The organism is Pseudarthrobacter sulfonivorans, assembly GCF_001484605.1.
Classification (GTDB): Bacteria; Actinomycetota; Actinomycetes; order Actinomycetales; family Micrococcaceae; genus Arthrobacter; species Arthrobacter sulfonivorans_A.
In genome coordinates this window covers 2,411,907-2,438,824 of the sequence record NZ_CP013747.1, presented here as the reverse complement: position 1 = coordinate 2,438,824, position 26,918 = coordinate 2,411,907, and the positions used below count along the sequence as shown (strand labels likewise).

At 65.5% G+C, this 26,918-nt stretch carries 23 protein-coding genes; 15 read left to right on the top strand and 8 right to left on the bottom strand.

The window, feature by feature from the left end; all coding sequences use genetic code 11:
- Positions 1-31: 31 nt before the first annotated feature.
- The 4 genes from AU252_RS24535 to AU252_RS10900 all read left to right on the top strand — a co-directional run bounded on the left by AU252_RS24535 (position 32) and on the right by AU252_RS10900 (position 3,241).
- Positions 32-895, top strand: coding sequence for a GerMN domain-containing protein (locus tag AU252_RS24535; protein WP_240484377.1), 864 nt, complete (start codon positions 32-34; stop codon positions 893-895).
- Between the two features lie 56 nt (positions 896-951).
- Complete coding sequence (locus AU252_RS10910) at positions 952-2,256, top strand: PLP-dependent aminotransferase family protein (RefSeq protein WP_058930730.1); 1,305 nt, start codon at positions 952-954, stop codon at positions 2,254-2,256.
- A 53-nt stretch (positions 2,257-2,309) separates the two neighbouring features.
- The gene (locus AU252_RS10905) at positions 2,310-2,738 is read left to right on the top strand and encodes a universal stress protein (protein WP_058930729.1); all 429 of its coding nucleotides are present in this window, start codon (positions 2,310-2,312) and stop codon (positions 2,736-2,738) included.
- A gap of 155 nt (positions 2,739-2,893) precedes the next feature.
- Positions 2,894-3,241, top strand: a complete 348-nt coding sequence (locus AU252_RS10900; protein WP_058930728.1) for a hypothetical protein — start codon at positions 2,894-2,896, stop codon at positions 3,239-3,241.
- A gap of 13 nt (positions 3,242-3,254) precedes the next feature.
- Here AU252_RS10900 and AU252_RS10895 read toward each other — a convergent pair whose 3' ends face one another.
- The 5 genes from AU252_RS10895 to AU252_RS10875 all read right to left on the bottom strand — a co-directional run bounded on the left by AU252_RS10895 (position 3,255) and on the right by AU252_RS10875 (position 8,950).
- Positions 3,255-3,863 (bottom strand): phosphatase PAP2 family protein, encoded by a 609-nt coding sequence (locus tag AU252_RS10895; protein ID WP_430929479.1) that lies wholly within the window; start codon positions 3,861-3,863, stop codon positions 3,255-3,257.
- A gap of 27 nt (positions 3,864-3,890) precedes the next feature.
- Complete coding sequence (locus tag AU252_RS10890) at positions 3,891-5,363, bottom strand: dihydrolipoamide acetyltransferase family protein (protein WP_058930727.1); 1,473 nt, start codon at positions 5,361-5,363, stop codon at positions 3,891-3,893.
- Between the two features lie 58 nt (positions 5,364-5,421).
- The gene (locus tag AU252_RS10885; RefSeq protein WP_058930726.1) at positions 5,422-6,402 is read right to left on the bottom strand and encodes an alpha-ketoacid dehydrogenase subunit beta; all 981 of its coding nucleotides are present in this window, start codon (positions 6,400-6,402) and stop codon (positions 5,422-5,424) included.
- Complete coding sequence (locus AU252_RS10880) at positions 6,402-7,682, bottom strand: thiamine pyrophosphate-dependent dehydrogenase E1 component subunit alpha (protein ID WP_058930725.1); 1,281 nt, start codon at positions 7,680-7,682, stop codon at positions 6,402-6,404. The genes AU252_RS10885 and AU252_RS10880 overlap by 1 nt, the downstream gene beginning before the upstream one ends.
- A gap of 149 nt (positions 7,683-7,831) precedes the next feature.
- A complete protein-coding gene (locus AU252_RS10875; protein ID WP_058930724.1) occupies positions 7,832-8,950 on the bottom strand; it encodes a histidinol-phosphate transaminase in 1,119 nt (372 codons plus the stop codon).
- An 83-nt stretch (positions 8,951-9,033) separates the two neighbouring features.
- On the opposite strand from AU252_RS10875, the gene AU252_RS10870 reads away from it, so the two are divergent.
- Positions 9,034-9,462 (top strand): phage holin family protein, encoded by a 429-nt coding sequence (locus AU252_RS10870; protein WP_058930723.1) that lies wholly within the window; start codon positions 9,034-9,036, stop codon positions 9,460-9,462.
- Between the two features lie 44 nt (positions 9,463-9,506).
- On the opposite strand, the gene AU252_RS10865 is transcribed toward AU252_RS10870, so the two are convergent.
- Complete coding sequence (locus AU252_RS10865; protein ID WP_205630667.1) at positions 9,507-11,024, bottom strand: hypothetical protein; 1,518 nt, start codon at positions 11,022-11,024, stop codon at positions 9,507-9,509.
- On the bottom strand, positions 11,024-11,326 hold the full coding sequence (locus tag AU252_RS10860; protein ID WP_058930722.1) for a hypothetical protein: 303 nt from the start codon (positions 11,324-11,326) through the stop codon (positions 11,024-11,026). Before AU252_RS10860 ends, AU252_RS10865 begins: the two co-directional genes overlap by 1 nt.
- 189 nt (positions 11,327-11,515) lie before the next feature.
- Between AU252_RS10860 and purB the strand changes: the two genes are divergently transcribed.
- The 9 genes from purB (at position 11,516) to AU252_RS10815 (ending at position 24,858) form a co-directional block, all read left to right on the top strand.
- Positions 11,516-12,958 (top strand): adenylosuccinate lyase, encoded by a 1,443-nt coding sequence (gene purB / locus AU252_RS10855; RefSeq protein ID WP_058930721.1) that lies wholly within the window; start codon positions 11,516-11,518, stop codon positions 12,956-12,958.
- A gap of 161 nt (positions 12,959-13,119) precedes the next feature.
- The gene (locus AU252_RS10850) at positions 13,120-13,791 is read left to right on the top strand and encodes a histidine phosphatase family protein (RefSeq protein WP_058930720.1); all 672 of its coding nucleotides are present in this window, start codon (positions 13,120-13,122) and stop codon (positions 13,789-13,791) included.
- 115 nt (positions 13,792-13,906) lie between these two features.
- Entirely contained in the window at positions 13,907-18,796 is a 4,890-nt protein-coding gene (locus tag AU252_RS10845) for an NAD-glutamate dehydrogenase (RefSeq protein WP_058930719.1), read from the top strand.
- 96 nt (positions 18,797-18,892) lie between these two features.
- The gene (locus AU252_RS10840) at positions 18,893-19,396 is read left to right on the top strand and encodes a GNAT family N-acetyltransferase (protein WP_056341852.1); all 504 of its coding nucleotides are present in this window, start codon (positions 18,893-18,895) and stop codon (positions 19,394-19,396) included.
- Between the two features lie 76 nt (positions 19,397-19,472).
- Positions 19,473-19,907 (top strand): acyl-CoA thioesterase, encoded by a 435-nt coding sequence (locus AU252_RS10835; RefSeq protein ID WP_082575848.1) that lies wholly within the window; start codon positions 19,473-19,475, stop codon positions 19,905-19,907.
- A gap of 223 nt (positions 19,908-20,130) precedes the next feature.
- Positions 20,131-21,207 carry an extracellular solute-binding protein gene (locus AU252_RS10830; protein WP_058930718.1) on the top strand — a complete coding sequence of 359 codons (1,077 nt, stop codon included), beginning with the start codon at positions 20,131-20,133 and terminating at the stop codon, positions 21,205-21,207.
- Positions 21,208-21,247: 40 nt separating this feature from the next.
- Complete coding sequence (locus AU252_RS10825) at positions 21,248-22,315, top strand: ABC transporter ATP-binding protein (RefSeq protein ID WP_058930717.1); 1,068 nt, start codon at positions 21,248-21,250, stop codon at positions 22,313-22,315.
- Positions 22,312-24,117 carry an ABC transporter permease gene (locus AU252_RS10820; RefSeq protein ID WP_058930716.1) on the top strand — a complete coding sequence of 602 codons (1,806 nt, stop codon included), beginning with the start codon at positions 22,312-22,314 and terminating at the stop codon, positions 24,115-24,117. The genes AU252_RS10825 and AU252_RS10820 overlap by 4 nt, the downstream gene beginning before the upstream one ends.
- A 114-nt stretch (positions 24,118-24,231) precedes the next feature.
- Positions 24,232-24,858, top strand: coding sequence for a thymidine kinase (locus AU252_RS10815; RefSeq protein ID WP_058930715.1), 627 nt, complete (start codon positions 24,232-24,234; stop codon positions 24,856-24,858).
- Here the strand turns inward: AU252_RS10815 and AU252_RS10810 are convergent.
- On the bottom strand, positions 24,822-25,922 hold the full coding sequence (locus tag AU252_RS10810) for an FUSC family protein (RefSeq protein ID WP_058930714.1): 1,101 nt from the start codon (positions 25,920-25,922) through the stop codon (positions 24,822-24,824). The genes AU252_RS10815 and AU252_RS10810 overlap by 37 nt on opposite strands.
- A 148-nt stretch (positions 25,923-26,070) precedes the next feature.
- Here AU252_RS10810 and AU252_RS10805 point away from each other — a divergent pair, with 148 nt between their 5' ends.
- Positions 26,071-26,910, top strand: coding sequence for an ACT domain-containing protein (locus AU252_RS10805; RefSeq protein ID WP_058930713.1), 840 nt, complete (start codon positions 26,071-26,073; stop codon positions 26,908-26,910).
- Positions 26,911-26,918: the final 8 nt, after the last annotated feature.

The following is a 26,918-nucleotide window of genomic DNA, read 5'->3' as shown; positions in this document are numbered from 1 at the left end:
GTAACGTTTAATGCACGGAAAGCATTCGGGGATGGAACGCGGTGCGGACATGGCAGGCAGGCGGAGCGCCGGAAAGCTGATGGCGACGGCGGCAGCACTTACGCTTCCGCTGTGGCTGGGATGCTGCGCCCCCAACCCCAACCCGTCTGCCGGGAGCAGCGTCGCGCCCGGCGCAACCACCATTGAACACTCTGACCGCGCCCACCCGCCCTTGGTTCCAATTCCCCAGCCGCAGGCACCTCCGCCGGTCACCGCTGCGCCCGCCGAAACCACCGGCCCGTCCGACGCTTCACCCCCCGAGCCCTCGGGCCACGCCTCAGGCGGGACGCCCGGAACACCCGAGCAGAGCTCCGGCACCACTCCCTCGTCCGGAACGGCTTCGCCCGGAGTCGGTGCGGCTCCCGGTTCAACTACGCCCATGGGAGCAAGCCCCTCGCCGGCCCCCGAGCCTTCGGCGCCGCCCCCGCCCCAGCCGGCCCCTGGCCAGTCCGGCGGATCCCAGACGGTGACTGTCTACTACGTGCTGCTCGAGGACGGCGGGGCCGGAGGTGTGCGCTTTGGCTGCAACGACAGCCTGGCCGGCGACCGCCGCACCGTGGCCGGCTCCACGGAGCCGTTGGCCAATGCCATGCGCGCCCTGCTGGACAGCGCCGCAGAACCTGCCCCCGGCCTGTACAACTCCCTGTCCGGCTCAACCCTCACGTTCCTGTCCGGCACCTTCGACGGCACGGCCGTAACGGTCTACCTGTCCGGCTCGATCCGTCCGGCGGGGGTGTGCGACATCCCGCGCATCGAGGCCCAACTCACGCAGACTGCCGTCGCCTCGGTGGGCGCCATCCGCGCCGAGGTCTACGTCAACGGCGTGAGGCTCGCCGACGCACTACGCCTCAAGTAGCGCAATTGATCAACAGATGTTGCCTTATCGGCAACTGCCGGCTGTATCCTGAGGATGTGAGCCACGAAACACTTGATGCCGGCGAAGTGCAGTTACCGGCCGAAGCCATTGATGCCATCGAGCGCGCGGCCACGTCCGCCCACCGCGCCGCCCATCCCCACGAGGCGCTTTTTTCGGAGCGCGCAGCCAACATTAAGCAGTCAGCAGTGCGGGACGTTTTTGACATTTCGATGCGCCCCGGTCTGGTGTCCCTTGCCGGGGGCAGTCCGTACCTGCAATCCCTTCCGCTTGAGCGGCTGGCCGCCACGGCGGCAAGCATCATCGCCAACGAAGGGCTCACGGCTCTGCAGTACGGCGGCGGGCAGGGCACGGAAGAACTGCGCACACAGATCTGCGAGGTGATGGCGGCTGAAGGAATTCTGGACGCGCTCCCGCGGAATGTGGTGATCACCGCGGGCTCCCAGTCGGCCCAGGATGTAGCCACCAAGGTCTTCTGCAACCCGGGGGACGTGGTGCTGGTGGAGAACCCCACGTATGTAGGCGCCCTCAATACGTTTGAGGCCTACCAGGTGGAGGTGGCCACCGTGGAGATGGACGACGACGGCCTGGTGCCTGAGCTGTTGGAGGCCCGGATCGCCGCCCTCCAGACAGCTGGGAAGAACATTAAGTTCCTCTACACCATCCCCAACTTCAACAACCCCTCAGGAATCACCCTGGCCGGGGAACGCCGCCAGCGGGTTGTTGATATATGCCGGAAGGCGAATATTCTCGTGCTGGAAGACAACCCGTATGGGCTCCTCCGGTACAACGGGACACCGCTGGAACCGCTCCGCGCGGCCAACCCCGCCGATGTCATCTACATGGGATCGTTCTCCAAGATCTTCGCCCCTGGTCTTCGCATCGGCTGGGCATTGGTCCCGGAGCACCTCCAGCGGCGCTACTACCTGGCATCCGAATCTGTCACGCTATGCCCTCCGACGCTGAACCAGATGCTGGTGTCCGCCTACCTCAGCGACTATGACTGGAAGGGCCAGATCGAGACCTACCGCGGACTCTACGCCGAACGATGCACGGCGATGCTGGCCGCCCTGGACGAACACATGCCAGCCGGCACCAGCTGGACCAGCCCGGAAGGCGGCTTCTTCGTCTGGGTCACGCTGCCGGCAGGCGTGGATACCTATCCCCTGCTGCAGAAGGCGATCGACGCCGGCGTGGTCTTTATCCCCGGGGCTGCCTTCACACCGTCCGATTCGCCGTCCAATAAGCTGCGGCTGGCGTTCAGCGCGGTGCCGCCCGACGCCATCAAGGAAGGTGTCCGCCGTTTGGCCCCGGTACTGCGCGAAGCCCTTGGAGCGCTGTAACGTTGGCCGGACTGAGTGTGGCCAAGAGTGAAACTGAAAGAGGAGTACAAAGCATGAGCGGAATTATTGTTGTTGGCGTTGACGGCAGCGGCACCGCCAAGAAGGCCGCCGAATCGGCCCGGGATCTCGCCGCCGCCGTGGGCGCCTCGCTGCACGTCGTCTCAGCCTTCGACAGCGACCGTACCGAGATCTTCGGCTCTGGCAGCGACCAGTGGATCGTTTCCGACGCCGACGGTGCCGAGCATGTTGCCAAGACAGTGGCCGAGTCCCTGGCCGGTTCCATCAAGGTGACCTACTCGGCGGCCCGCGGCAAGCCTGCCGAAGCGCTCATCAAGGAAGCCGAGCGCCTGGACGCCAAGATGATCGTGGTGGGCAACCGGCGGATGCGCGGCATTGGCCGGGTCCTGGGAAGCGTGGCCAACAGCGTGGCCCACAACGCCACCTGCGACGTCTATATCGCCAACACCTACGACGCCGACTAACTGGCAACGGCACACCATGCACCAGCCGCACCGCAGCGGTGCATGGTGTCTGTTCTCACCCCCTTAAAGCCGGTTTCGGCACCGGGCAGGCGATAAAATGGAAGTGCCCTCAACGGAGCGGACAACCACTCTCCACTCCAGCCAAAGGGGCCCCCTTGCTTACTCTTCAGCGCCGCCAACTTGTAGGCCACGACATCCTCCTGGCCCGCCACGGCAACCACATCTGCTCCATGCGGGTGGACCGCGGCAACGGCCGCGTCATTGCGCTGCTGGATGACGGCTCCGTGGACAGCGCCCCCAACCTCATCGCGCCGGGGCTGCTCCTGCCGGAGACCCTGGAGAGCGTGCTGCGCGGCGACTGGAAATTCTTCGCGGCCCTCTCAGGCATTGCCCTGGTTCTGGGCGGCCTGATGTTCGCCACATTGCCTGCCTTGGCTGGCGCCATGGCGGGTAATCCCGAGATGGTCGAGATGATGACGGCCTACTCCGCCTACGGCTACTGACGCCAGGCTTCCGCTAGAGGAGCCAGCCGCGCAAAAGCCACCACAGGCCGGCCATCACTATCCCGCCGAACAGCGATCCGGCCACCACCTGCGCCAGGGTGTGTGCGCGGAGCACCACCCGGGACCAGCCGACGGCGGGAACCAGCAGGAGTAACGGCAGCCAGGCCGGACCAAGCATCAGGACGGAAATAACTGCCGCCGACGACACCGCCGCCGCGTGGCCGCTGATCTTCCAGAAGGGGCTCACGGCGGCCAGCACAACGATGCCGCCGACTATGGCCAGCACCATGACCATCACGCTTCGCGGCGCACCGGCGGCTTGCAGCACCACCAGGCCGGCGGCCACGGACGCCAGTGCCATGAGCAGCACGGGTGCCCGCTGTTTGCGGTTGCTGACGTGGTGGTCCGTGACCTTGCCCAGCCTTACGAGCCCCAGGAGTACAACGAGCGGCAGTACGCACACAAACAGCGCAGCCAAGGCTCCATAGCCGATGGTGCCTGGGAATCCGGCCTCGACCACAGGGCTGACCAGGAGCTGAAGCGTCACCACCACCGGTGGTTGGAATACCTCTGTCAGCCATCTGGCTGCCCGGTTCCTGGACTGAATGGCGGTTTGGTTCACGGTGTTGATGTTCTGACTCCCGGCGTCCTAGTCCAGCAGGAGCGCTGGCTCCTCAAGGATCGCGGCGACGTCGGCCATAAAGCGGGCGGACAGGTCCCCGTCCACCACCCGGTGGTCAAAGGACCCGCCGAGGGTGGTGATCCAGCGCGGGATGACCTCTCCGTCCAGGACCCAAGGCTTCTGTTTGATGGTTCCGAAGGCAACAATGGCCACTTCACCCGGGTTGATGATCGGCGTTCCGGTATCAATGCCAAGCGCACCGATGTTGGTGATGGTGAGCGTTCCGCCCTGCATTTCGGCTGGCTGGGTCTTGCCCGCCCGGGCCGTGGTGGCCAGGTTGTTCAGGGCCAGCGCCAGCTCCTTGAGCGACAGGTCCTGCGCATCCTTGATGTTCGGCACCATCAGCCCGCGCGGGGTGGCTGCAGCGATGCCGAGGTTCATGTAGTGCTTGACCTGGATCTCGGCGGCGTCGGTCCCGTCCACGTTGTCCACCCATGTGGCGTTGACGCTGGGGTTCCGGGCGGCGGCCCAGATGACGGCCTTGGCAAGGATCAGCAGCGGGGAGACTTTGATTCCCTCAAAGTCGCGTGAAGCCTTCAGCCGCTTGACGAATTCCATGGTGCGGCTGGCATCAACATCAACAAAGATGCTCACGTGCGGCGCGGAGAAAGCCGACTCCACCATCGCCTTGGCCGTCGCCTTGCGGACGCCCTTGACCGGAATCCGTTCAATCCGCTGGTCCTGGGGCTTACCTGCCTTGCCCCAGAAGCCCTCGGCCTGGTCCAGCTCTGCATCGCGCTGGGACTGGTAGCTGACCAGGTCTTCGCGCGTGACTTCGCCGCGGGAGCCGGTGGCCACCACATCGGCGAGATCGATCCCCAGATCCCGGGCGATCTTGCGGACGGGAGGCTTGGCCAGGACGCGGTTCACGAGGCCTGTGATCGTTCCGCCGAGAGTGGGCCGGTTATCGACCATTCCGCTGGTTGAGCTCGTCTGGGTCTCGACAGGCTCGACCACCGGGTTTTCGGTGATTGAGCTTGCCGAAATCGCTGGGACCGGGGCTGACCCGGCCTGGGCGGCAGGTGCCGCCTTCCGGGGACGGCGCTTGACGGCGTCGGCCTTGGGGCCAGATCCCACCAGCGGACCGCCGGCCAGGGCACTGCCTGAAGTGCCGCCGTCGTCCGCGGGAAGCTTGCCATAGAGGGGCTGGACGGGAGTTTCAGGGGCCGGGACATCGGCCGGCGTCGGGTCACCGGAGACGGCGTCAGAGACGCTGATGATGGCGGTTCCGACGTCGATGGTCACGCCCTCGGGGACCAGCAGTTCGGTGACGGTGCCGGCGAAGGGGGACGGCAGCTCAACGAGCGACTTGGCGGTCTCGATCTCGCACAGGACGTCGTTGATGGCAACGGTGTCCCCCGGCTTGACCTTCCAGGCGACGATTTCCGCCTCGGTAAGGCCTTCGCCCACGTCGGGCAGGTTGAACTTGTTCAGAGTCATGGTGTCCTCTTTCGCGGCAAGCGTGAGCGGGAAGCGTGAGCGGGGAAGGTGCCTGCGCCTAGTAGGCCAGGGCGCGGTCCAGCGCCTCGAGGATGCGGTCGATGTCGGGGAGGTAGTCTTCCTCGACCTTGGCCACCGGGTAAGGCATGTGGAAGCCGCCCACACGGATCACGGGAGCCTCCAGTGAGAGGAACGCACGTTCGCTGATCCGGGCAGCAATCTCGCCGCCGATGCCGCCGAACGTCGGTGCCTCATGCGCCACCACGAGCCGGCCTGTCTTCTTGGCGGACGCCGTGACGGTGTCGAAGTCGATCGGCGAAATGGAGCGCAGGTCGATGACCTCGATGCTGTGGCCGTCCTCGGCGGCGGCGTCGGCAGCGGCAAGGGCCACCGGCACGAGCGGGCCGTAGGCCACCACTGTGGCGTCCGTGCCCTCGCGGAGCACATGCGCTTTGAAGGGATCGGCCGACGCGCCGGGGTTCTGGGTGTCGACCTCGCCCTTGAGCCAGTAGCGGCGCTTCGGTTCGAAGACGATCACGGGGTCCTGGCACTCCACGGCCTGCCGGATCATCCAGTAGGCGTCGTGGGCGTTGGACGGTGTGATGATGCGCAGGCCTGCCGTGTGGGCGAACAGCGCCTCCGGTGATTCCGAATGGTGCTCAATGGAGCCGATGCCTCCGCCGTAAGGGATCCGCACAACGACGGGAACGGTGAGGTTGCCGTTGCTGCGGGCGTGCATCTTGGCCAGCTGGGTGGTGATCTGGTTGAAGCCCGGGAACACAAACCCGTCGAACTGGATCTCGCAGACGGGCAGGTAGCCGCGCAGGGCCAGGCCGATGGCCGTGCCGATGATGCCGGACTCGGCGAGCGGCGTGTCCACCACGCGGTCGGCACCGAACTCCGCGAGGAGTCCGTCCGTGACGCGGTAGACGCCTCCCAGTGCCCCGATGTCCTCGCCCATGAGCAGGGTCCGCGGATTGTTGTCCAAGGTGGCGCGCAGGCCCTCGTTAATGGCCTTGGCTATGGTCATGGTGGTCATCAGCGGGCCACTCCTGTCGCTGCGTCATCCGGGTCCGGGCTGCCAGGTTCAGCGCTGTTGTGCTCCGGCGTTTCGGCGAAGCCTGCGCTGTACTCCTCAAACCAGGCCAGTTCCTCGGCCACCAGGGGGTGGGCCTCGACATAGGTGTTGGCGAAGGCGGTCCGGATGTCCGGGGTCTCGAGGTCGTAGGTGGTCTTGCGGACGTAGGCGGCGAGTTCGTCGCCGTCGGCCTTGACCTGGTCAAAGAACGCGTCATCGGCCAGCCCCTGGGCACGGAGGTACTTTTCCAGACGGTCAAGCGGATCCTTGGCCCGCCAGAGGGTTTCCTCGGCGGATTCCCGGTACTTGGTGGGGTCATCAGCCGTGGTGTGCGCACCGACGCGGTAGGTGAACGCCTCGATCAGCACGGGCCCCTTGCCCTCGCGGGCATGTTCGAGCGCCCACTCGGTCACGGCGTGGACGGCGATCGCATCGTTGCCGTCCACCCGGATTCCCGGGAAACCGTAACCCTTGGCACGGTTGGACAGCGGAATGCGGGTCTGCACCGAGCTGGGAACGGAGATGGCCCAGTGGTTGTTCTGGCAGAAGAACACCACCGGCGCGTTGTAGGAGGCGGCGAACACCATGGATTCGTGGACATCGCCCTCGGAACTGGCCCCGTCACCGAAGTAGACCATCACCGCGGCCTTGGGCTCGGCCGGCCGGTCCTGCGCCCCATCCGCGGCGACTGCGGCGGCCGCCTTCTGGTCCCGCTGGATCCCCATTGCGTAGCCGACGGCATGCGGCGTCTGCGCGGCGAGGACCAGGGTGTAGAGATGGAAGTTGGTGTCCTTCGGGTTCCAGCCGCCGTTCGAAACCCCGCGGAACTGGCGCAGGAGCTCCGCCAGGTCCACATTGCGGGTCAGCGCCACGCCGTGCTCGCGGTAGGTGGGGAAGATGTAGTCCTGCGGCTGGCTGGCCCGCCCGGAGCCGATCTGCGCGGCCTCCTGGCCGGTCAGCGGGACCCACAGGGCCAGCTGGCCTTGGCGCTGGAGTGCGGTTGCCTCCACATCAAAGCGGCGGATCTTGGCCATGTCAGCGTAGAAGCCACGCAGCTTTTCACCGTCCAGCTTTTCCGCGTACGCGGAGAAGACCGGATCCGTCCCCAGGGTCCCGTCAGGCGCCAGCAGCTGCACCATAGGCTCGGCCGGACTGCCCAGTTGGGCCTCGGCCTCAGCCTCGAGTTGGTCGTCTGCCGCTGTCTCATCGAACTCGGTGGAGGGCAGATGTGTGGCGCCCATACCGTCTCCTTGCTTGCCGCATGCGGATGCATTGCAATGTCGCTGGGATATATGCCGCTAGAGGAATGCATTCCTGTGCTGGCATATATATTGGCTTACTGGTCCTTACTTTATCTTCAGTAGGTGCCGCTCCTGATGCATGTTAAGCGCTAGGAACGTCGTGGCGCCTTTGTATAGTTTGCACAGAGATCGAGAAACCGGCTGTTGGCCTCTGCCTCGCCGATGCTGACCCGCACGCCATCGCCGCCGAAGGCGCGCACCGAAAGCGCCTGCGTGCCCGCCAGTTCGGCAAATTCCGAGCTGTTGTCGCCCAGGTTCAACCAGACGAAGTTGCCCTGCGCCTCGGGTACGAACCAGCCGAGTTCACGCAGTCCGGAGGTTACGCGGGTTCGTTCGTCCACGATGCTTTGTACCCTTTCTACAACCAGGGGGTAATTCTGCAGCGACACAATGGCTGCATTTTCAGCGATCTGTGACACGGCGAAGGGTGTGGCCGCCACGCGCAGGTACTGGGTCAGCACAGGGTTCGAGACGCTGTAGCCCACCCGCAGGCCCGCCAGTCCGTGTGCCTTGGAGAACGTCCGGAGCACCACAACGTTCGGGTATTTGCGGTACATCGCGATGCCGTCCACAGCATCGCCGGCGCGGATGAACTCTTGGTAGGCCTCATCAATCACCACCACGACGTCGGACGGGACGGCCTGGATGAACCGCTCCGTTTCGGCAGTGGTCAGGATGGGGCCGGTGGGGTTGTTCGGGGTGCAGAGCAGGATGACTTTGGTGCGGACCGTTACGGCTGCAGCCATGGCATCCAGGTCGTGGCGTCCCTCGGCCGTCAGCGGAATGCGGACGCTCTCCGCACCCACAAGGCCCACGCTGATGGGATACGCCTCGAAGGACCGCCACGCATAGATCACCTCGTCCGCTTTGCCGTCGTCGTTCTGGCCGGCGAACGTGGACAGCAACTGGTTGAGGGCGCCGAGGCTTCCGGCGCCGGTGACCACGTCCTCGGCCGGCACCGCCAGGAACTCGGCGAGCGCCGCACGAAGCTTGCTGCTGAGGGGGTCGGGGTAGCGGTTGAAGTCCGTCTGGTTGGAAATTGCCTCCAGCACTGCCGGAAGAGGGGGCAGGGGGTTCTCGTTGGAGGACAGCTTGTAGCTGGCAAGCCCATCCACGGCGACGGGAGGCTTTCCTGCGGCGTACCGGGGTAGCCGGCTAACCACGGGGCGCGGCCGGATTTCGCCAGGCAGGATCTCCGATGAAGTCATGCAAACTAGCCTACTTCGCCTGACCGGCACGGGCCGGGTGGGCGCTCAGGCGGGGCCCAGGGGCAGTGTGACAGCATGGGCCTATGCGCTCTTTCATTGTTCGAGTCCTTATCAACGGGCTGGCCCTCTGGATTGCCAGCTGGATACTGCCGGGCCTGGATATCTCAACTTCCGCCACTACCGAGGCGGTGGCCACCACGGGCGTCACGCAGGGCACGGAGACCATCGGCGTCGTTCTCGCGTACCTGTTTATCGGGCTGATCTTCGGCGTGGTGAACGCGTTTGTCCGCCCCCTGGTCAGCTTCCTGTCCTTGCCCATCACCATCCTCACGCTGGGACTGTTCACCATCGTCATCAACGCCGCCATGCTGTATCTGACGTCCTGGCTCAGCAGTTACACGCCGGTGAACTTCAGCATCGATTCGTTCTTCTGGACGGCCGTCCTCGCGGCCATCATCATCACACTCATTTCGCTGGTTGCCGGGCGGCTGACCGGCGCCGGCAGGCGCTGACCGGCGAGCCAGATCTGCTCGGCCGGATTGCCTAGCAGCATCATTTAGCGCTGTGTCGGCTGCGGCGACGGCACCGGACTATCACGTCGCACCGGCTGGGGTGAGGACGGTTGCGCTGAGGGTTGCGGCGGCTGAGGTGGCGCCTGCGCCATGGGCGTTGGCACCGCCCCAGGGGCCATCGCGGTCTCGGGAGGCTTCGAACGGGACAGCGCGAAGCGGGTGGCCGTTGCCATACCGCCTGCCCCCAGGACGCCGCCAAGAACCGCGGTTGACGCCATCAGAGAGGGATCGTCGCTTGCTGCGACGAGCCGCGCGGCTCCCTGGTAGTTGTTGAGATTGTGGCCCGGCCCAATACCGAATTCGCCACCTTCGGGCGTGGTTACTGGGCTGTTGAGGGTCACCGTAACCCGGTTTCGGGCGTCCGGGTTCGGTGTACCGTCAGTGCCGGGCACCCAATCCTGCCTGTGCTCCAGGTGAAGAGCAGTGACGTCGGCGTCCGGAACAATGCCACCCACGGGAGACCCTGCGGTGAGGACATATTTCATGTCGTACTCGTTAAGGAATAGATCGTCGGCCGCCAGGTTCATTGCATGGATTCCACCTTGGCTGTAACCCACGGCCACTACGGGTGCCCCCTTTTCCGCGCCGGCAGCCTGCAGGGCCCGTAGCACCGCCGCGTTGATTTCTGCGGAGTTGTGCCCCAGCCCTTCAACGATGCCGGCTTCGTCGAAGGGATTCACTCCGCCCATTTCACCTCCCGTCTGCGTTCCGGGAATGACCACCACGTAGGCCTTCTTTCCGCCGTTATCCACCTCGATGACTTCGATGTAGCCTTCACCGCGTTCATCGATGATCCGTGCCCGTTCCAACAACGCAGCCGGAGAACCGTCGAATTCAATGGGCAGCGTCTCCTTCTCTTCCAACGTGACCGAACGCGGCTGAAGGATTCGGTTTGAACGCCCGGACACACCGGCGAGCAAAGATACCGCCGCCGCAATATGCCTGCCCGCCGCCATGTCTGCCGCGAGCGCTACCCAAAAGCGCTCCGGGGAGACTGCCAGCAAGGCAGCCATGGCAATAGGTCCCACGGCGAGTTCTGTGACTTCCCTGTTGGGAACCGGACCCAAGCCGAGGTCTACCGCCTGCCTGCCAAGGGTTTCGGGGCTCGTCAGTCCGCCGCCAATTCCGCGCGAGAATCCCGCCCACGCTTCCGCCGTTTCGTAGTCCCTTTTGCAGTCCCGCACCTGGCTGCTGATTCCCTGCAGCTCCGTACGGACAGCCTGGACGCTCCACTGCGCCTCTCCGACGCCAATCAGGGCCGCCGTTCCGGTGGGACGCGCTTCATCCTGGTACGGGCACAGGTCTTCCCAGATGCGGCGGACCTCCAATTCCACGGCAGCCAGCTCCCCCGCGGCAGCGTCGAGCTTCTCCGCGCCGCCTACGAGCTCCTCCAACTGAAAACTGATCCCTCCGATGCCGCCCCTGATTTCCATGCCCCCGTCCACGGCAGGCCCTGTCAGCTGGATAGGGCCGCCGCTGCCGGATGGCGTCACCTCGGCCATCAGTACCGCCCCGCAGGGTTGCCGGCGGACGTTCCCACCGCCTGCGCGTGGCGTTTCACCGAAGCCAGCGCGTCCTCGAGCCGTACCCTCGCCCTCCCTAGAGCCACCTCCTGAAGAGCCACCGAGTTCCTGTACGCCCTCCCGGCAGGTGACTGCCAGTCCAAAAGCTGGATCTCGCGAAAGCCGCCGAGGACCTTTTCCACCCTCCCCAAGCAAAGGTCAACCCGGGCCGCCAACTGCTGAACCTCATAACCTCGGGACATGCATGCCGCCATGTCGGCTGCCGTCACGTCACTGCCCATGCCCGTTCCCCCGTCCCGGATACCCGCCCGAACTTCTCGTCCGTCAAGGCCAACTCCTGAACCCCGACGCTACGGAATGCCGCCCCCACGACGGAAGCACCGCCGTCGGCTATGTGGACAAGTCACGCCGCTGTTCACATGCGACGGACCGCTTAAGCGGCAGTGAGGAGTTCATGAAAGAATCAGCACATGCCTGAAACTGCCGCCACAGCTGATACCCGCACGCCCTCCGGACGCCTGGCCCTCGCCGCGTCACCGGACCAGATCGCCCTGGGTCCGCTGGACGGCCGTTACCAGTCCGCCGTTGCGCCCCTCGTTGACTACCTGTCCGAGGCAGCCCTGAACCGTGACCGCGTGGCCGTGGAAGTCGAGTGGCTCATCCACCTGACCAGCAACAATGTCCTTCCCGGCGCAGGCCGGCTCACCGCGGAACAGCAGGAAAAGCTCCGCGCGATCGTCACCGAATTCAACTCCGCCTCGGTGTCCGAGCTCGCCGAAATCGAAGCCGTTACCGTCCATGACGTGAAGGCTGTGGAGTACTACATCGGCCGCCGGCTGCCCGCCATCGGCATCGAGAACCTGACCGCCATGGTCCACTTCGGCTGCACGTCCGAGGACATCAACAACCTCTCCTACGCCCTGGGCGTCAAGGGTGCTGTGGAGGACGTGTGGCTGCCCGCCGCACGCGCCCTCGTTGCCCAGATCAGCAAGATGGCCGAGGACAACCGCGCAGTCCCCATGCTGTCCCGCACGCACGGCCAGCCGGCCACGCCCACCACCCTGGGCAAGGAACTGGCCGTCATCGCGCACCGCCTGACCCGCCAGCTGGACCGGATCGCGGGGACCGAATACCTGGGCAAAATCAACGGCGCCACCGGCACCTATGCAGCCCACGTGGCCTCTGTCCCCGGCGCTGACTGGCAGCAGGTGGCCAAGTCCTTCGTCGAGGGCCTGGGCCTGACCTGGAACCCGCTGACCACCCAGATCGAAAGCCACGACTGGCAGGCCGAGCTCTACGCCGACGTCGCGCGGTTCAACCGGATCCTGCACAACGTCTGCACGGACATGTGGAGCTACATCTCCATCGGCTACTTCGCCCAGGTCCCCGTGGCCGGCGCCACCGGATCCTCCACCATGCCGCACAAGGTCAACCCCATCCGGTTCGAGAACGCCGAAGCGAACCTGGAAATTTCCTCCGGCCTCCTGGACGTGCTGGGCTCCACGCTGGTGACCTCCCGCTGGCAGCGCGACCTCACCGACTCCTCCAGCCAGCGCAACATCGGTGTGGCGTTCGGCCACTCCCTCCTGGCGATCTCCAACGTCGCCAAGGGCCTTGACCGCCTCGATGTTGCCGAAGACGTGCTCGCCGGGGACCTGGACACCAACTGGGAAGTTCTGGGCGAGGCCATCCAGATGGTCATGCGTGCCGAAGCGATCGCCGGCGTCGAAGGCATGGAAAACCCGTACGAGCGCCTCAAGGACCTCACCCGCGGACAGCGTGTGGACGCCGCCCGTATGCAGGAATTCGTCCAGAGCCTGGGCCTCTCCCCCGACGCCGAGTCCCGGCTGCTCGCCCTCACACCCGGCAAGTACACGGGCATCGCTGACCAGCTGGTGGACCACCTCAAGTAAGCACGCCCGCGGGCACAAGAAGTACGACGGCGGCGCCGGGTCCTTGGAGGGCCCGGCGCCTTTCGGTGGTTGAGCTTGCCGAAACCGGTTGCGGTGGGCGCGCCCGACGTCGGCCCGGCAGGCAGACGCCGGATCTCGCCGCCGGATGCGAAACTGGAGTCATGAAGCTGCTCCTCATCCGCCACGGACAGACCCCCGGCAACGTACTCGGCCAGCTGGACACCGCCCACCCGGGGCCGGGGCTGACCGAGCTGGGAGAACGCCAGGCCGAGGCCATGGCACGGTCCCTGGCCAACGAGCAGATAGGCGCAGTGTACGCATCAACACTTCTGCGGACCCAGATCACGGCCGCCCCGCTGTCCCGGCTCCACGGGCTTGAGCTTGAAGTCCTGGATGGGCTGCACGAGATCGAAGCAGGGGCGCTGGAGAAACTGACCGACCACGAGTCGCACATGCGCTACATGGGGACAGTGTTCGCATGGGCAGCCGGTGACCTGGAGCGCCGGATGCCGGCGGGCCCGGACGGCCACGAGTTTTTCGAACGGTACGACGCCGCGATCAACCGGATTGCCGAGCACGCGGCCAGCAATGGTGGCTCCGCCGTCGCGGCCGTGGTGAGTCACGGAGCGGCCATCCGCACCTGGACCGGGCTCCGCGCCGCCGGCACCGACCATGAGTTCGCAGCCCGCCACGTCCTGTCCAACACGGGCATCGTGGCCCTGGAAGGGGACCCCGGCGCCGGTTGGAAGCTGATCCACTGGGACGGGAGCCCGGTGGGCGGCCTCGCTCTCGCGGATCCGACCGCCGAGGACCCCACGGGCGGCGCCGCGTAGCCGCTGCGAAACACTGGACGCCATGTGGCGGGGCGTCCATGATGAAGTCAGGCATGGGGCTTCCCCAGGGGACCACGGCCAGTGGTGCCAGCCCTTGCCGTGGAGGCGCAGTGGAATGTCACGCGAAACCGCACCGGCTGCCCAGGGAGGGGCTGCCGGCCCGTTCGAGGCCAACGATTCCTTCTTCGCGGACTACTACGAGCACGTCGCGGCGGAGGACCTCCTGGACTACAGTCCGGAGACCCTGGGCCGGCGGGCCCGGTACCACGCGGAATTGGCGGGGATCCGCGCTCCCGGACAGTCCGTCGTCGGGGTCCTGAATGAAACCGATGCGAGCATCGTGATGGTGGTCGCCAATGACATGCCCCATCTGGTTCACTCGGTGACAGCCGAGCTGACCAGGGAGAGTGCGTCGATCCGGCTGCTCGTGCACCCCACGTTCCGGGTGCGGCGGGACCCTGAAACGCATGCGTTGCTGGACGTCGCGCATGGGCCATCGCGGGCCGGACTGACAGCGGCGAACGCGGGCCATGCGGAAATCCCGGACGTCCGCCCGGACGAGTTGGACGGCATCCAGGATGGGACCACAGAGACTTGGGTGGCCGTGGAAATCGGCAGGCTGCCTGGGGACTCAGGCGCCGAGGAAGTCATCGCGAACCTCCACGGGGTGCTGGCCGATGTTCATGCAGTCGCCGAAGACCTCCCAGCCATCCATGCCCAGGTGACGGCCGCCGTCGGCTCCGTTGACAAATTCCCCAGCGCCACGGTCCCGGCTCCGGATCAGCTCCGGGAACTGCTGCTCTGGCTGGACAACGGCAACTTCGTGTTCCTCGGGTACAGCGAATATGAGCGCACGACGGCGGGCGGCCGGGATGCGCTGCGCGTGCGGGCGGGCGCGGGGCTGGGGCTGCTCCGGGAGGACCGTCCGGAAGGCGGGGCTGGTCCGGCCTCCGGCGCACCTCACACAGAGGAGTCCGGGGAGGCAAGCCTCCACAGCCCGCGGGCACTCACCCTCGCTACCTCGGATCTGCGTTCCTCGGTCCCCCGGCCCGCCTACCTGGACGAGATCCGTCTTCGGATCTTCGACGATGGCGGAGCCGTGGCCGGAGAACGGCGCTTTGTGGGCCTGCTCGCCCCGGGCGCCACAGGCCAGTCCGTACGCCGCATTCCGGTGGTCCGGGACAAGGTCCTGGCCGTGCAGGAGCGCCTTGGTTTCAAGGCTGCCTCGCCCCAGGGCAAGGAACTGCTGGCGGTGCTGGAGTCGTTTCCACTCGACGAGCTGTTCCATATGGAACAGCTCGATCTGGCCCAGCTGGCCACGGAGATCCTGCGCCTGCAGCAGCGCCGCCAAACGCGGCTTTTCCTGCGGCCGGACAGCATCGGCCGCTTCATGTCCGCCCTGGTTTTCCTTCCCCGGCGCCGCTACAACACTGCGGTCCGGCTCAGGATCGAGCAGGAACTCAGGCACGCCTTCAAATCCCCGTCCATCGAGTTCGAGGTCCGGCTGGGCGACTCCCCCATGGCCCGGGTGTTCTTTCGGATCCGGCTGGGCCCCGGGACGCCAGCACCCGGCGTCGACCCCCTGGAGCTGGAGCGGCGTGTAGTGGCGGCAAGCCGCTCGTGGACGGAGGGCCTGGACGAGTCCCTCCGTGACCGATTCACCGCAGAGGAGGCGGCGCGGCTCTCGACACTGTGGTCGGGCTCGTTTCCGCCCGGCTACCGTGCGGACCACGACGCCGAGGACGCGGTCCGCGACATCGCCGCCTTCGAGGAATTCGACCTTGACGGGACGGGCGGGCGGGCGCTGGACGACCCTCTGTTGACTGTCTATGTCCGGCCGGAAGCCACGCGGCCGCCGGCAGAGGACGCACGGATGCGCCTCTACCTGACCAGCGCCCAGAGCCTCACCCGGTTCCTGCCATTCCTCCACAACCTGGGGCTTGAGGTGCTGGACCAGCGTCCCTTTGAGCTTCGGCGCGCCAACGGCCAGGACCTCTTCCTCTACGACCTCGGGCTGAAGTACCCGCCCGGCATCGATCCCCTGGAAACCAGCATGCTGCTGGCGGATTCGTTCTGCGCGGCCATGCGCGGAGACATCGAGTCGGACGGCTTCGATGCCCTGGTAATCAGGGAGGGGGTCAGCTGGCGCCAGGCCGTGGTCCTCCGCAGCTACGCCAAATACCTGCAGCAGCTGGGCACCCTGAATTCCTATGGCTTCATGGCGGACAGCCTGCTGTCCAACACCCGGGCCACGCACGCACTGCTCGCGCTGTTCCACGCCAAATTCGTTCCCGGCATTGACTGGACCAGGCGCCTCCGCGACACGGCCGCCGCCAGGAAGGAACTGATGGCCGCGATCGAGGAAATCCCCAGCCTCGACGCCGACCGGCTGCTCCGCACGTTCATGAACCTGATCGAGGCCACACTCAGAACCAACTACTTCCTGGACAGGCCCCATGTGAGCTTCAAGCTCAGCCCGGCCGCCATCCCCAACGCACCGTTTCCGAGGCCCAAGTTCGAGATCTGGGTCTACTCGCCGCGCGTGGAAGGCGTTCACCTCCGCTTCGGCATGCTGGCCCGCGGCGGCCTGCGCTGGTCGAACCGCAGCGAGGACTTCCGCACCGAAGTCCTGGGGCTGGTCAAGGCCCAGAACGTCAAGAACTCGGTCATTGTGCCCACCGGGGCCAAGGGCGGCTTCTACGCCAAACGGCTTCCGGATCCTGCGATTGACCGGGCCGCATGGATGGCCGAGGGGCAGGAGAGCTACCGGATCTTCATTAGGGGAATGCTCGATGTCACGGACAACCTGCTTGGTTCCGGAAACGGCGGCACGGTGGTAGCCCCCAAGAATGTGGTCCGTCACGACGGCGACGATTACTACCTGGTGGTGGCCGCAGACAAGGGGACGGCTGCTTTTTCGGACACCGCCAACGAGGTGGCCCACGCGTACAGCTTCTGGCTCGACGACGCCTTCGCCTCCGGCGGGTCCGTAGGCTACGACCACAAGGAAATGGGCATCACGGCCCGCGGCGTGTGGGCGTCGGTGAAGCAGCACTTCAGCGAGCTGGGCCTGGACACGCAGCAGGAGAATTTCACGGTCGCGGGCATCGGCGACATGAGCGGCGACGTCTTCGGCAACGGGATGCTGCTCTCCCGCCATATCGTGCTGGTGGCGGCCTTCGACCACCGGCACATCTTCCTGGACCCAAACCCCGATCCGGACACCTCCTATGCAGAACGCCGGCGGCTTTTCGGGCTGCCCCGGTCCTCCTGGGCCGACTATGACGCCCGGGCCATCAGCGCGGGCGGCGGCGTCTACCCCCGGTCCGCAAAGACCGTCCCGATCAGCGATCCGGTCCGGATCGCGCTGGGCCTCGAAAGGGGCCGGAGCAGCATGGCGCCGCAGGAACTCCTCCAGGCCATCCTGCGCGCCCCCGTGGATCTGATCTACAACGGCGGCATCGGCACGTACATCAAGGCCTCCAGCGAAACCCAGGCCGAGGTGGGAGACAAGGCCAACGACGCCATCCGCATCAATGGACACGAACTGCGGGCCCGGGTCATCGCCGAAGGCGGGAACCTTGGCGTCACCCAGCGGGGCCGGATCGAAGCCGCGCTGCACGGCGTTCTCCTGAACACCGACGCGATCGACAACTCGGCCGGCGTCGACTGTTCCGACCACGAGGTCAACATCAAGATCTTCGTCGATGCGATGATCGCGGCAGGACTGATGCGCCGGGAGGAGCGGACCGGGTTCCTGCATTCGCTCACCGATGAGGTGGCCAGGCTCGTCCTGAAGGACAACACCGAGCAAAACGCGCTCCTCGTGGCCGAGCGGCAGCTCGTGCTGAACTGGAGCCCCGGGTTCGAGCGGACCATGGACTGGCTGGAAACCACGGCCGACCTGGACCGGAACCTCGAAGGGCTGCCGAGCACGGCGGCCCTGCACGCCCGCCTGGAGCACGGGGAAGGTCTGACCTCCCCCGAACTGTCCGTGCTGGCCGCCTACGCCAAGATCGAACTGGCCCGGGAACTGAACGCCAGCGACCTCGCCGACGACCCCTGGTTCCACCAGGCCCTGCGCAGCTATTTCCCCCGCCAGATCGTGGAACGCTTCGGCGCCGAACTGGACAGGCATCCGCTGCGCCGTGAGATCGTGGGAACCGTCATGGCCAACGACATCGTCAATATCGGCGGAATTACTTTCGCGTTCCGCGCCATCGAGGAAACCACGGCCAGCGCCGCCGCCGTGGCCAGGGCCTTCGTGGTCCTGCGGGAGGCTTACGATCTGGATTCGATAGTCGCGGCCCTGGCCGCACTTCCCCCGGAATTCCCCAGCAAGGAAAGCGCCGGGGTGGCCTTGCACATGCGCAGGCTTTTGGACCGCGCCACCCGCTGGTATGTGACCCATGACCACAGGGACCAGCCGATCGCCGAAGCCCTGGCCCGCATCAGGCCGACGCTCGACAACCTGCGAAACAGGACCTCGGACTACTTGCGCGGGGCCGGTCTCGACCTTGTGGAGGACCGTCTGGCGCACTGGGACCGCGTTGGCCTGCCTGCTGAGCTCGGCAAGCGTGCCTCTGATTTGCTGGAAAGCTTCGCCCTCCTGGACATCTCGCTCATCTCGGAACAGGTCCGGGAGCCCGTCACCGCGATCCTCGACGTGCACTTCGCAATCTTCGAGCGCATTGGCGTAGTCAGGTTGTTGCTTCGCATCACGGACCTCCCCAGGGCGAACCGCTGGGAAGCCCTTGCCCGGGCGGCGCTGCGCGACGATGTCTATTCGGCCGTCGCCGACATGACCACGTACGTGATGAAGTCCACTCCGCAACAAGCTGCAGGAGTCGATGCCGCTGAACGGGTCGTGGCCTGGGAACGCGGGCACCAGGAGCAGCTTGCCCGGATCAAGGACACGTTTGCTGAAGTGACCAAACCAGGGGACGTGGACATCGCTTCGATCTCCGTCGCCCTGAAGCTGCTGCGAACCCTGGTCCGCCGGTAGCCCGTAGTTCTCCATCCGCTTACGCGCAGGAAACACCGCGGTAACCGCAGCCTCTTAGGCTTATCAGGCATCACCCTTCGGCGAAACGAGGCAGTCATGCAGACCAACCCACGGCTCAACATCAGGCAGGTCACCTGGGCCAACCCTGTGGGTGCCGATCTGCGCAGGGCCCAGCAGGCGGAACTGGACGCCCGCTTCGGTACCCCTGACCACGAACCGGGGACCCCGCCGTCGGGCGCTGACTGTGCCGTGTTCCTCGTGGCGTACGACAAAGGTTCGGGACAGCCCGTGGGCTGCGGCGGACTCAGGCTGCTGGACAGCGCCACGGCCGAAATCAAGCGGCTCTATGTGCTCCCGTATACGCGCGGCTCTGGCGTGGCCAGCTCCATCCTGGCAGCCCTCGAAGCCGAGGCGCACAAGCAGGGCATCACACGCATCAAGGCCGAAGCAGGCTCGGCCCAGCCGGACGGCCGGAACTTCTACGAGAACTCCGGCTTCGATTCCGTCCCCAACTTTGGCGCTTACGTGGGCGTGGAGCACTCGTACTGCTACGCCAAGTCGATTGACTCGCACAGCGCCGCCCACACTGCCATGGCCTGAGCCAAATCCGGGCGGCGGCCCGTTACACAACAACCGCTACGACGTAACGTGCGCCGCGGCACGCTAACCTCGCCATATGGAATCCACTGACATCACCTTCCGCACGCGCAAATGGATCCGGCCGGAGGACCTGAACGCCAACGGGACCCTTTTCGGCGGAAGCCTGCTCAAATGGATCGATGAGGAAGCGGCGATCTATGCCATCCTTCAGCTTGGCAACGGCCGCGCGGTCACGAAGTACATCTCGGAGATCAACTTCGTGAGCTCGGCAGTGCAGGGAGACCTGGTGGAGATGGGCCTGACGGCGACGCGCTTCGGCCGGACGTCCTTGACTATGCGCGCCGAAGTCCGCAACATGATCACGCGCCAAAGCATCCTCACCATCGAAGAGATCGTCTTTGTGAACCTCAGCCCGGCCGGCAAGCCCGAGCCCCACGGCTACACCGAAATCACCTATGAGCGGGACCGGATTCCCACGCATCACCTGACGGAAACCCTCATTCAGGACTGAGCAGGACGTGTCAGTCATCCGTCACTGACACGTCAGGAGCAGGTCCCTCAACGTTCACGGCCCGTTAATGAACCGTGCGCTGGATGTTCCCTTGACCGGACAAGACTAGTCAGCCGGGCTGTTTATCAAATCGATAGCATATATAGCCCTTATCTGACCGGTCCGGCTATAGAGTTGCCGGAATATGCTCCGGTTCGTTCCAGTGAAGAAATGAGTCCTGATCGTGCGTAAAGTCCAAACCCTGGCCGCCGCCGTCCTCGCCGTCACCCTGCTTGCCGGTTGCGGCGGAGGAACGCCCACCCCTGCAGCCTCCGGGGATGCTTCGTCCGCGCCGGCCGGAGGTTCCGGCGAAACCCTCGTGATCTACACGAATTCCAATGGTGAAGGCCGGGGTGAGTGGCTGACCGCAGAGGCCGCAAAAGCAGGCTACAAAGTCGAAGTTGTTGGCGCCGGCGGAGCAGACGCCACCAACAAACTGATCGCCGAAAAGAACAACCCGATTGCTGATGTGGCCTTTGGACTGAACAACATGTACTTCGCACAGATCAAGGCCGCGGACGCCCTTGAGGCCTACAAACCGGCCTGGGCGGGCGAAGTTGACCAGGCGCTCGGTGACGGCGAAGCCTATTGGCCGCTGGTAAAGCAGGCCATCCTCCTGGGCTACAACTCGGACAAGGTCACCGCCGACGCCGCTCCCAAAGACTGGACGGACCTCTGGACCAAGGACGAATTCAAGGACCGCTATGAGCGCGTCACCGGCATGGGAACTGCCACGGCACAGCTCGTGTTCGCCGGTATCCTCACCCGTTACAAGGACGACTCCGGTGACCTCGGCATCTCCGACGAAGGCTGGAAGCAGGCTGAGCAGTACTTCCAGCACGGCAGCCCCGCGGTACCCAAGACGGATCTTTTTGCCCGCATAGCCAGCGGCGAAGCGGACATGGGCCAGATGCCGTCCTCGATCATCGCCGAACGCGAGAAGACCTTCAAGGTCAACGTGGAGACCGTCAAGCCATCGGTCGGCGTTCCCCTCGCCGTCGAGCAGGTGGCCCTCGTTAAGGGGACAGACAAGAAGGAAGAAGCGCAGAAGTTCATCGACTGGTTCGGCAGCGCGGATGTGCAGGGCGCCTGGGCCAAGAAGTTCAATTCGATGCCTGTGAACAAGAGTGCCGCAGCGAAGGCCAACCCTGACGTGGTGGACTTCTTCGCCGACCTCAAGCAGCAGGACATCGACTGGGAATTCGTCCAGGAAAACATGGGCTCGTGGGTGGAGAAAATCGAACTGGAATACATGCAGTAGTCGTCCGGCCCCCTTCCAGCCCCACCAGACAGGTTTCACCATGATCCGCTTGGACAACATCGAAGTCACGTTCGGCGATTTCACTGCCATCCCCAACCTTGACCTCCATGTCAGGCCGGGAGAATTCTTCACCCTGCTGGGTCCATCCGGCTGCGGCAAAACAACGGCGCTCCGGACACTGGCGGGCTTCATTGAACCTTCCAAGGGAAGCGTGCATGTGGACGGGAAGAACGTCACGAAGCTGCCCAGCGACAAGCGCCAAGTGGGCATGGTGTTCCAGAACTATGCGCTGTTCCCCAGCATGAGCGTGTGGGAAAACATCGCCTTCGGCCTCCGGGTCCGAAAGGAGAAATCAGCCGAAAGCGACCGTCTTGTGCGTGACATCGCGCACCGCGTGGAGCTCAGCGATGAACAGCTGCACAAGAACGTGGCGGAGCTTTCGGGCGGTCAGCAGCAACGCGTGGCAGTTGCCCGTGCCCTGGTGCTCAAGCCCAAGATCCTGCTCCTGGACGAGCCGCTGTCCAACCTGGACGCGAAGCTCAGGCACCAGTTGCGCCAGCAACTCAAGGACCTGCAGAGCGAGTTCGGGATCACCACGGTCTACGTGACACACGACCAGGACGAGGCCCTGGCCATGAGCGACCGGGTGGCCGTCTTCAACAAGGGTGTCGTGGAGCAGGTGGGCACACCCCAGAGCATCTACGACCAGGCAGCCACGGAATTTGTCTGCAACTTCATCGGCGACAGTTCCGCCCTCACTCCCGAGTTCATGGCCGAAGTGAACCGGATCTCTGGCGCCGGACTCAGCCTCGCAGCAAACTCCTACCTCCGCGTGGAAAAGGCGTCCCTGACCCCGCCCGCGGACGGAAGCGCTGCCGTCGGCCTGTCCGGGAAGGTGGTGTCGCGCACCTACCACGGCCTCCACAGCCGCTACGTTGTGCGCAGCCACGGCGCGGAGATCCGGCTGCTGGTCAGGGAAGACGGCGGCGTGCACCCGGAAGCCGGCACCGCGACCACCCTTTACGTCCAGCCCGGACACATCCTGCAGTACCACGCGGACAGCGGCAAGGCGCTGGACAGACTGGACCAGGCGGTGTCCCTGCCATGAGCGCCGCGTCCGCCAAGGTTATGGTGCGCTCCCCGTTCGTCCTGATCGTGGGCGTAATCCTGACCTGGTTTATTGCGGCGTTCCTGGTGTGGCCCAACCTCAACGTCCTGATTGCCACGTTCTTCCCGGACGGCAGCTTCTCCGGCCGCGCCGCCGAAAAGCTGTTTTCCTCGCAGCGGGCCATGAAGTCCCTGGGTAACAGCTTCCTCCTGGCCGCGGCGCTGTCTGTCACGGTCAATGTGGTGGGGATTTTCATTGTCCTGGTCACGCAGTACTTCAGGATCCGCGGATCCAGGATTTTGTTCCTTGGGTATGCCTCTACGTTCATCTATGGCGGCATCGTGCTGGCGGCCGGATACAAGTTCATCTACGGGGACAAGGGCATCGTCACGTCCCTGCTGCTGCAAGTGTTTCCCACCATGGATCCGGCGTGGTTCTCCGGCTTCTTTGCAGTCCTGGTGGTCATGACCTTCGCCACCACCACGAACCACATGCTGTTCGTGGCCAACGCGCTTAAGGGTGTGGATTTCCAGACCATCGAGGCCGCCAAGAACCTCGGCGCGTCCGACTGGACCATTCTGCGCCGTGTTGTCCTTCCGATGCTCAAGCCCACGCTGTTCGCCGTCACCATTCTGTCCTTCCTCACCGGCCTGGGTGCCCTCAGCGCCCCCCAGGTGCTCGGTGGCAGGGATTTCCAGACCATCACTCCCATGATCCTGACCTTCACCAACAGCCCCACATCGCGGGACCTGGCAGCCCTGCTGGCCGTCATCCTGGGTGTGGCCACCATCCTGATGCTGGCCGTGATGACCCGGATGGAGAAGGGCGGCACCTACTTTTCGGTGTCCAAGGTTTCGTCCGCCCTGCAGAAACAGCAGATCACCAACCCGTTGGCCAACGCTGTCGTCCACACCGTCGCCTACCTGCTGTTCGCCGTGTACACCTTGCCGGTACTGCTGATTGTGCTCTATTCCTTCGCCGACGGGGCGGCCATCCAGACCGGGCAGCTCTCGCTGGGCAGCCTGACACTGGACAACTACATCCGCGTCCTGACCCAGGAATCCGGCCTGCGGCCGTTCATCGTCAGCGTCGTTTACAGTGCCCTCGCCGCGATCATCGCGGTGGGCGGGCTGCTGTTTGTGGCCCGGCTGCTGCAAAAGTACAAGAACTGGGCCACCACGGTTTTCGAGTACCTGCTCCACATCCCGTGGATCCTGCCGTCGGCGCTCCTCGCCCTCGGACTGATCATCAGCTACGACCACCCGAATCCGCTGGTGGGCGGTGCGGTGCTCACGGGCACCACTGTGATCCTGCTGATCGCGTTCGTGACCGTCAAGATCCCGTTTACCCTCCGCATGCTTAAGGCCTCATTCGCCTCGGTGAACTCGTCACTGGAGGAAGCGGCGGCCATCATGGGCGCCAAGACCCTCTACGTGTTCCGCCGCATCCTGCTGCCCTTGGTACTTCCGGCCGCTGCCGCCATTACAGCGCTGAATTTCAACAGCCTGCTGGACGACTACGACACCGCCATCTTCCTGGCCCACCCGCTGGTCCAGCCGCTGGGCCTGGTCATCAAGGCCAACACCGATGGCGCTGAAGGCGTGGCCGGCGTGGCCAACACGTTCGTGTACACAGTGCTGCTGATGGTCATCACCGGATTGACGATGTACTTGGTCTACGGCCGGACCAGCAGACGCCGCACCACGCAGAAGCCCCGCGGGATCCCGGGGACGGCACCGGTTCCGGGTTCGTCGTCGGTCGACGTTCCAGGCGACAAGGAGCCAGCGGCGCCCATACGCTGACCGGCTGGCGGAACATGCCCGACGACGGCGTGCAAGGTCCGCAGGACGGGCTGCAGCCGTGTCCTTGGGGCGTACGGCATAAGATCGATAGCCGGACCCATTGAAAGGACCCCCTTGGCCAAGCTCTACTTCCGCTACGGCGCCATGAACTCGGGAAAGTCCACCGGGCTCTTGCAGGCCGCCTTCAACTACGAGGAGCGGGGCCAGCGTGTCCTGCTCGCCAAGCCCGATGTGGATACCAAAGGCGATACCGACATTGTGTCCCGGCTGGGCATGACCCGGTCCGTGGACTTCCTGATCTCCGCCACCACGCCCGTGCGTGCGGTCTTCGCCGCCCATGCTGCCGGCGATGACCCCGATGCTTTGCTTGAGCACGTGGACCAGAAGCCGGTGGCCTGCCTGCTGGTGGACGAGGCCCAGTTCCTCACCCCGGACCAGGTGGATGACCTGTTCCGCGTCGCCGTCCTGGACAACGTGCCGGTACTCGCCTACGGCATCAGGACAGACTTCCTAACCCGCGCCTTCCCGGGATCACGCCGGCTTATGGAGGTCGCCCACACGCTGGAAGAGCTCAAGACCATTTGCCGGTGCGGGCGCAAGGCCATCTTCAACACCCGTCGCGTCGGCAACGAGGTGGTGTTCGACGGCGACCAGGTGGCCATCGACGGCCAGGACGTCTGGTACGAATCCTTGTGCGGCTCCTGCTATCTCGAGGAGTCCGGCGGCCGCCTGGGCTCCTGAGTTTGCCCCCGCGGCACCCGCCGCACCCGCCGCCAAAGGACAGGCGCCAGCACCACCACAATGCCGACGGCGGCGCCGATCACCGTCTCAACGATCCGGTCGCGCAGGAGGCTGGTTGGCGAGGCCGGCGCCACCAGCAGCGTGGAGATCAGGGCCAGCGGCGTCACGAAGACCTGCGCCAGCAAGTACTGGCGGGCAATGAACAACTCCGCACCGAACTGACACAGGGCCATAACCAGCACGGTCTGCCACGGTTCCAGGTTCAGCAGCAGGATCCCGGCCAGCACCACGAGTCCAAGCACCGTGCCGATGATCCTCTGCACGCCGCGGCGGACCCGGTACACCGTGGTGTGCCCCACCAGCGGCACCACCGCAGCCACCATTGCCCAGTAGTTGTGGCCAAAACCCAGCCTTTGCCCGGCCAGGGTGGCCAACGAACCGGCCAGCCCGGCTGCCACGAAATAGCCCAGGCCCTCCAGCCAGGCCGTCCGCCGCTCATCCGGAGTGCGGCGGAGCGGACGCGGCCAGACCCAAGGGGTGCGGTGGCTGGGAAGCAGCCGCGAAGAGAAGCCGATCAGCAGGCAGAGCGCGGTGGTGAGGACGGCCACCAGCATGCCTTCCCACAGCGGCGGCTGGTTGGGGATCGAGGCAATGGCCGCGAAAGCGAAGATGTGGAACAGTGACCCGGCAGGCCGCAGCCGAAGCCAGGAGATAGCGACGGAACAGCCGCCGGCCACCACGGTCGTGGCCAGGACCAGGAGCCAGGTGGTGCTGGGCCCGTCCAGTCCCCAGGCACCGCCGGCGCGGGCCGCAAGCGAGGCGAGGAGAATGACCAACAGCATCAGCAGGCCGGCGCGGAGCTGAAGGAAGAAACGCGAACCGTGCGGCTCGCCGCGGCCGTAGATCCCGGTGAATGCGCCGAAAGAGGCGAAGATCGCGAGGTCCAGCCGGCCCAGCAGCACCAGCGTCAGAAGCGGGACGAACACTCCGACCGCACATCGGAGGGCCGGGTCGTGGTCCTTGGTGGCTGGAGCGATGCTGAACATCTCAGCGAGGATCTTCACGTGCTGATGGCGCCTTCCTGCAGTACAACCGATACATCACTGGCGGGCGGCCGCGCTGACGTCCCCATCGATCCTACGCCGCCGCCTGTTCCCACAATCGGAACGGCAGGGCAACGCCGCCGAAACACCCCGCTGTGATCCTTGAGGCATGAAGCCCACTGCAACGAACCCTGCCGCGGCTGATTTGAGCTGTGAAGTCTGCGGCCTGATGCCGGAACCCACCAAGACCCGCCTGACCTTGGCCAACGTGGCCGTTATGCTCCCGATCGAACTGCTGGTCCACGCCCTCGTGGTGGGAACGCACCTGCCGTATCTTGCCAAGGTGCTGGTCCTCACGCTCACGGCCACCGTGCTGGTGATCTGGGTGGCCGAGCCCTCCGCCGCCCGGATGCTCCGCGGCTGGCTGCACGCGCCGGCGCTCCGGCACCGACGGAAGCTGGGCAGCGCACCGGCGTTGTGGCGGGCGCGGACGGTGCTCCAGGACCACCCGGGTTCGCTGCAGAAGATCACCCGGGCCCTGGCCCGCCTGGACACCAACATCCTCAGCATCCATGTCCACCCTGTTGCCGGCGGCGTGCTGGACGAGTTTGTGCTCTCGGCGCCGGGGAACCTCAGCGAACGGCACCTGCTGGAGGCACTGCACGACGGCGGCGGCTCAAGTTCGCGGGTCTGGCCCACCACCGCCCTGGCCATGGCGGACGGCCAGACGAAGGCGCTGAGCCTGGCGGCCAGGATCGCCGACGCCCCGGACGAACTGCCGTTGGCAGTAGCCGAACTGCTTGGCGCCCGCATTCTCACGCCTGCGGAGGCGGTCCTGGAAAAGCACGACGCCGGCACCCGACTGAAGATCCCCACCGCCTGGCACGGACCAATCACCTTCGCCCGTCCCGGCGAACCGTTCACACCCGCCGAGTCGGCCCGCGCGCACCGGCTCGCCGAGCTGGCCGAAATCCTGGCGCACCGGCCGGCGTCCGCTCCCCGCACGTAGGCAGCGCT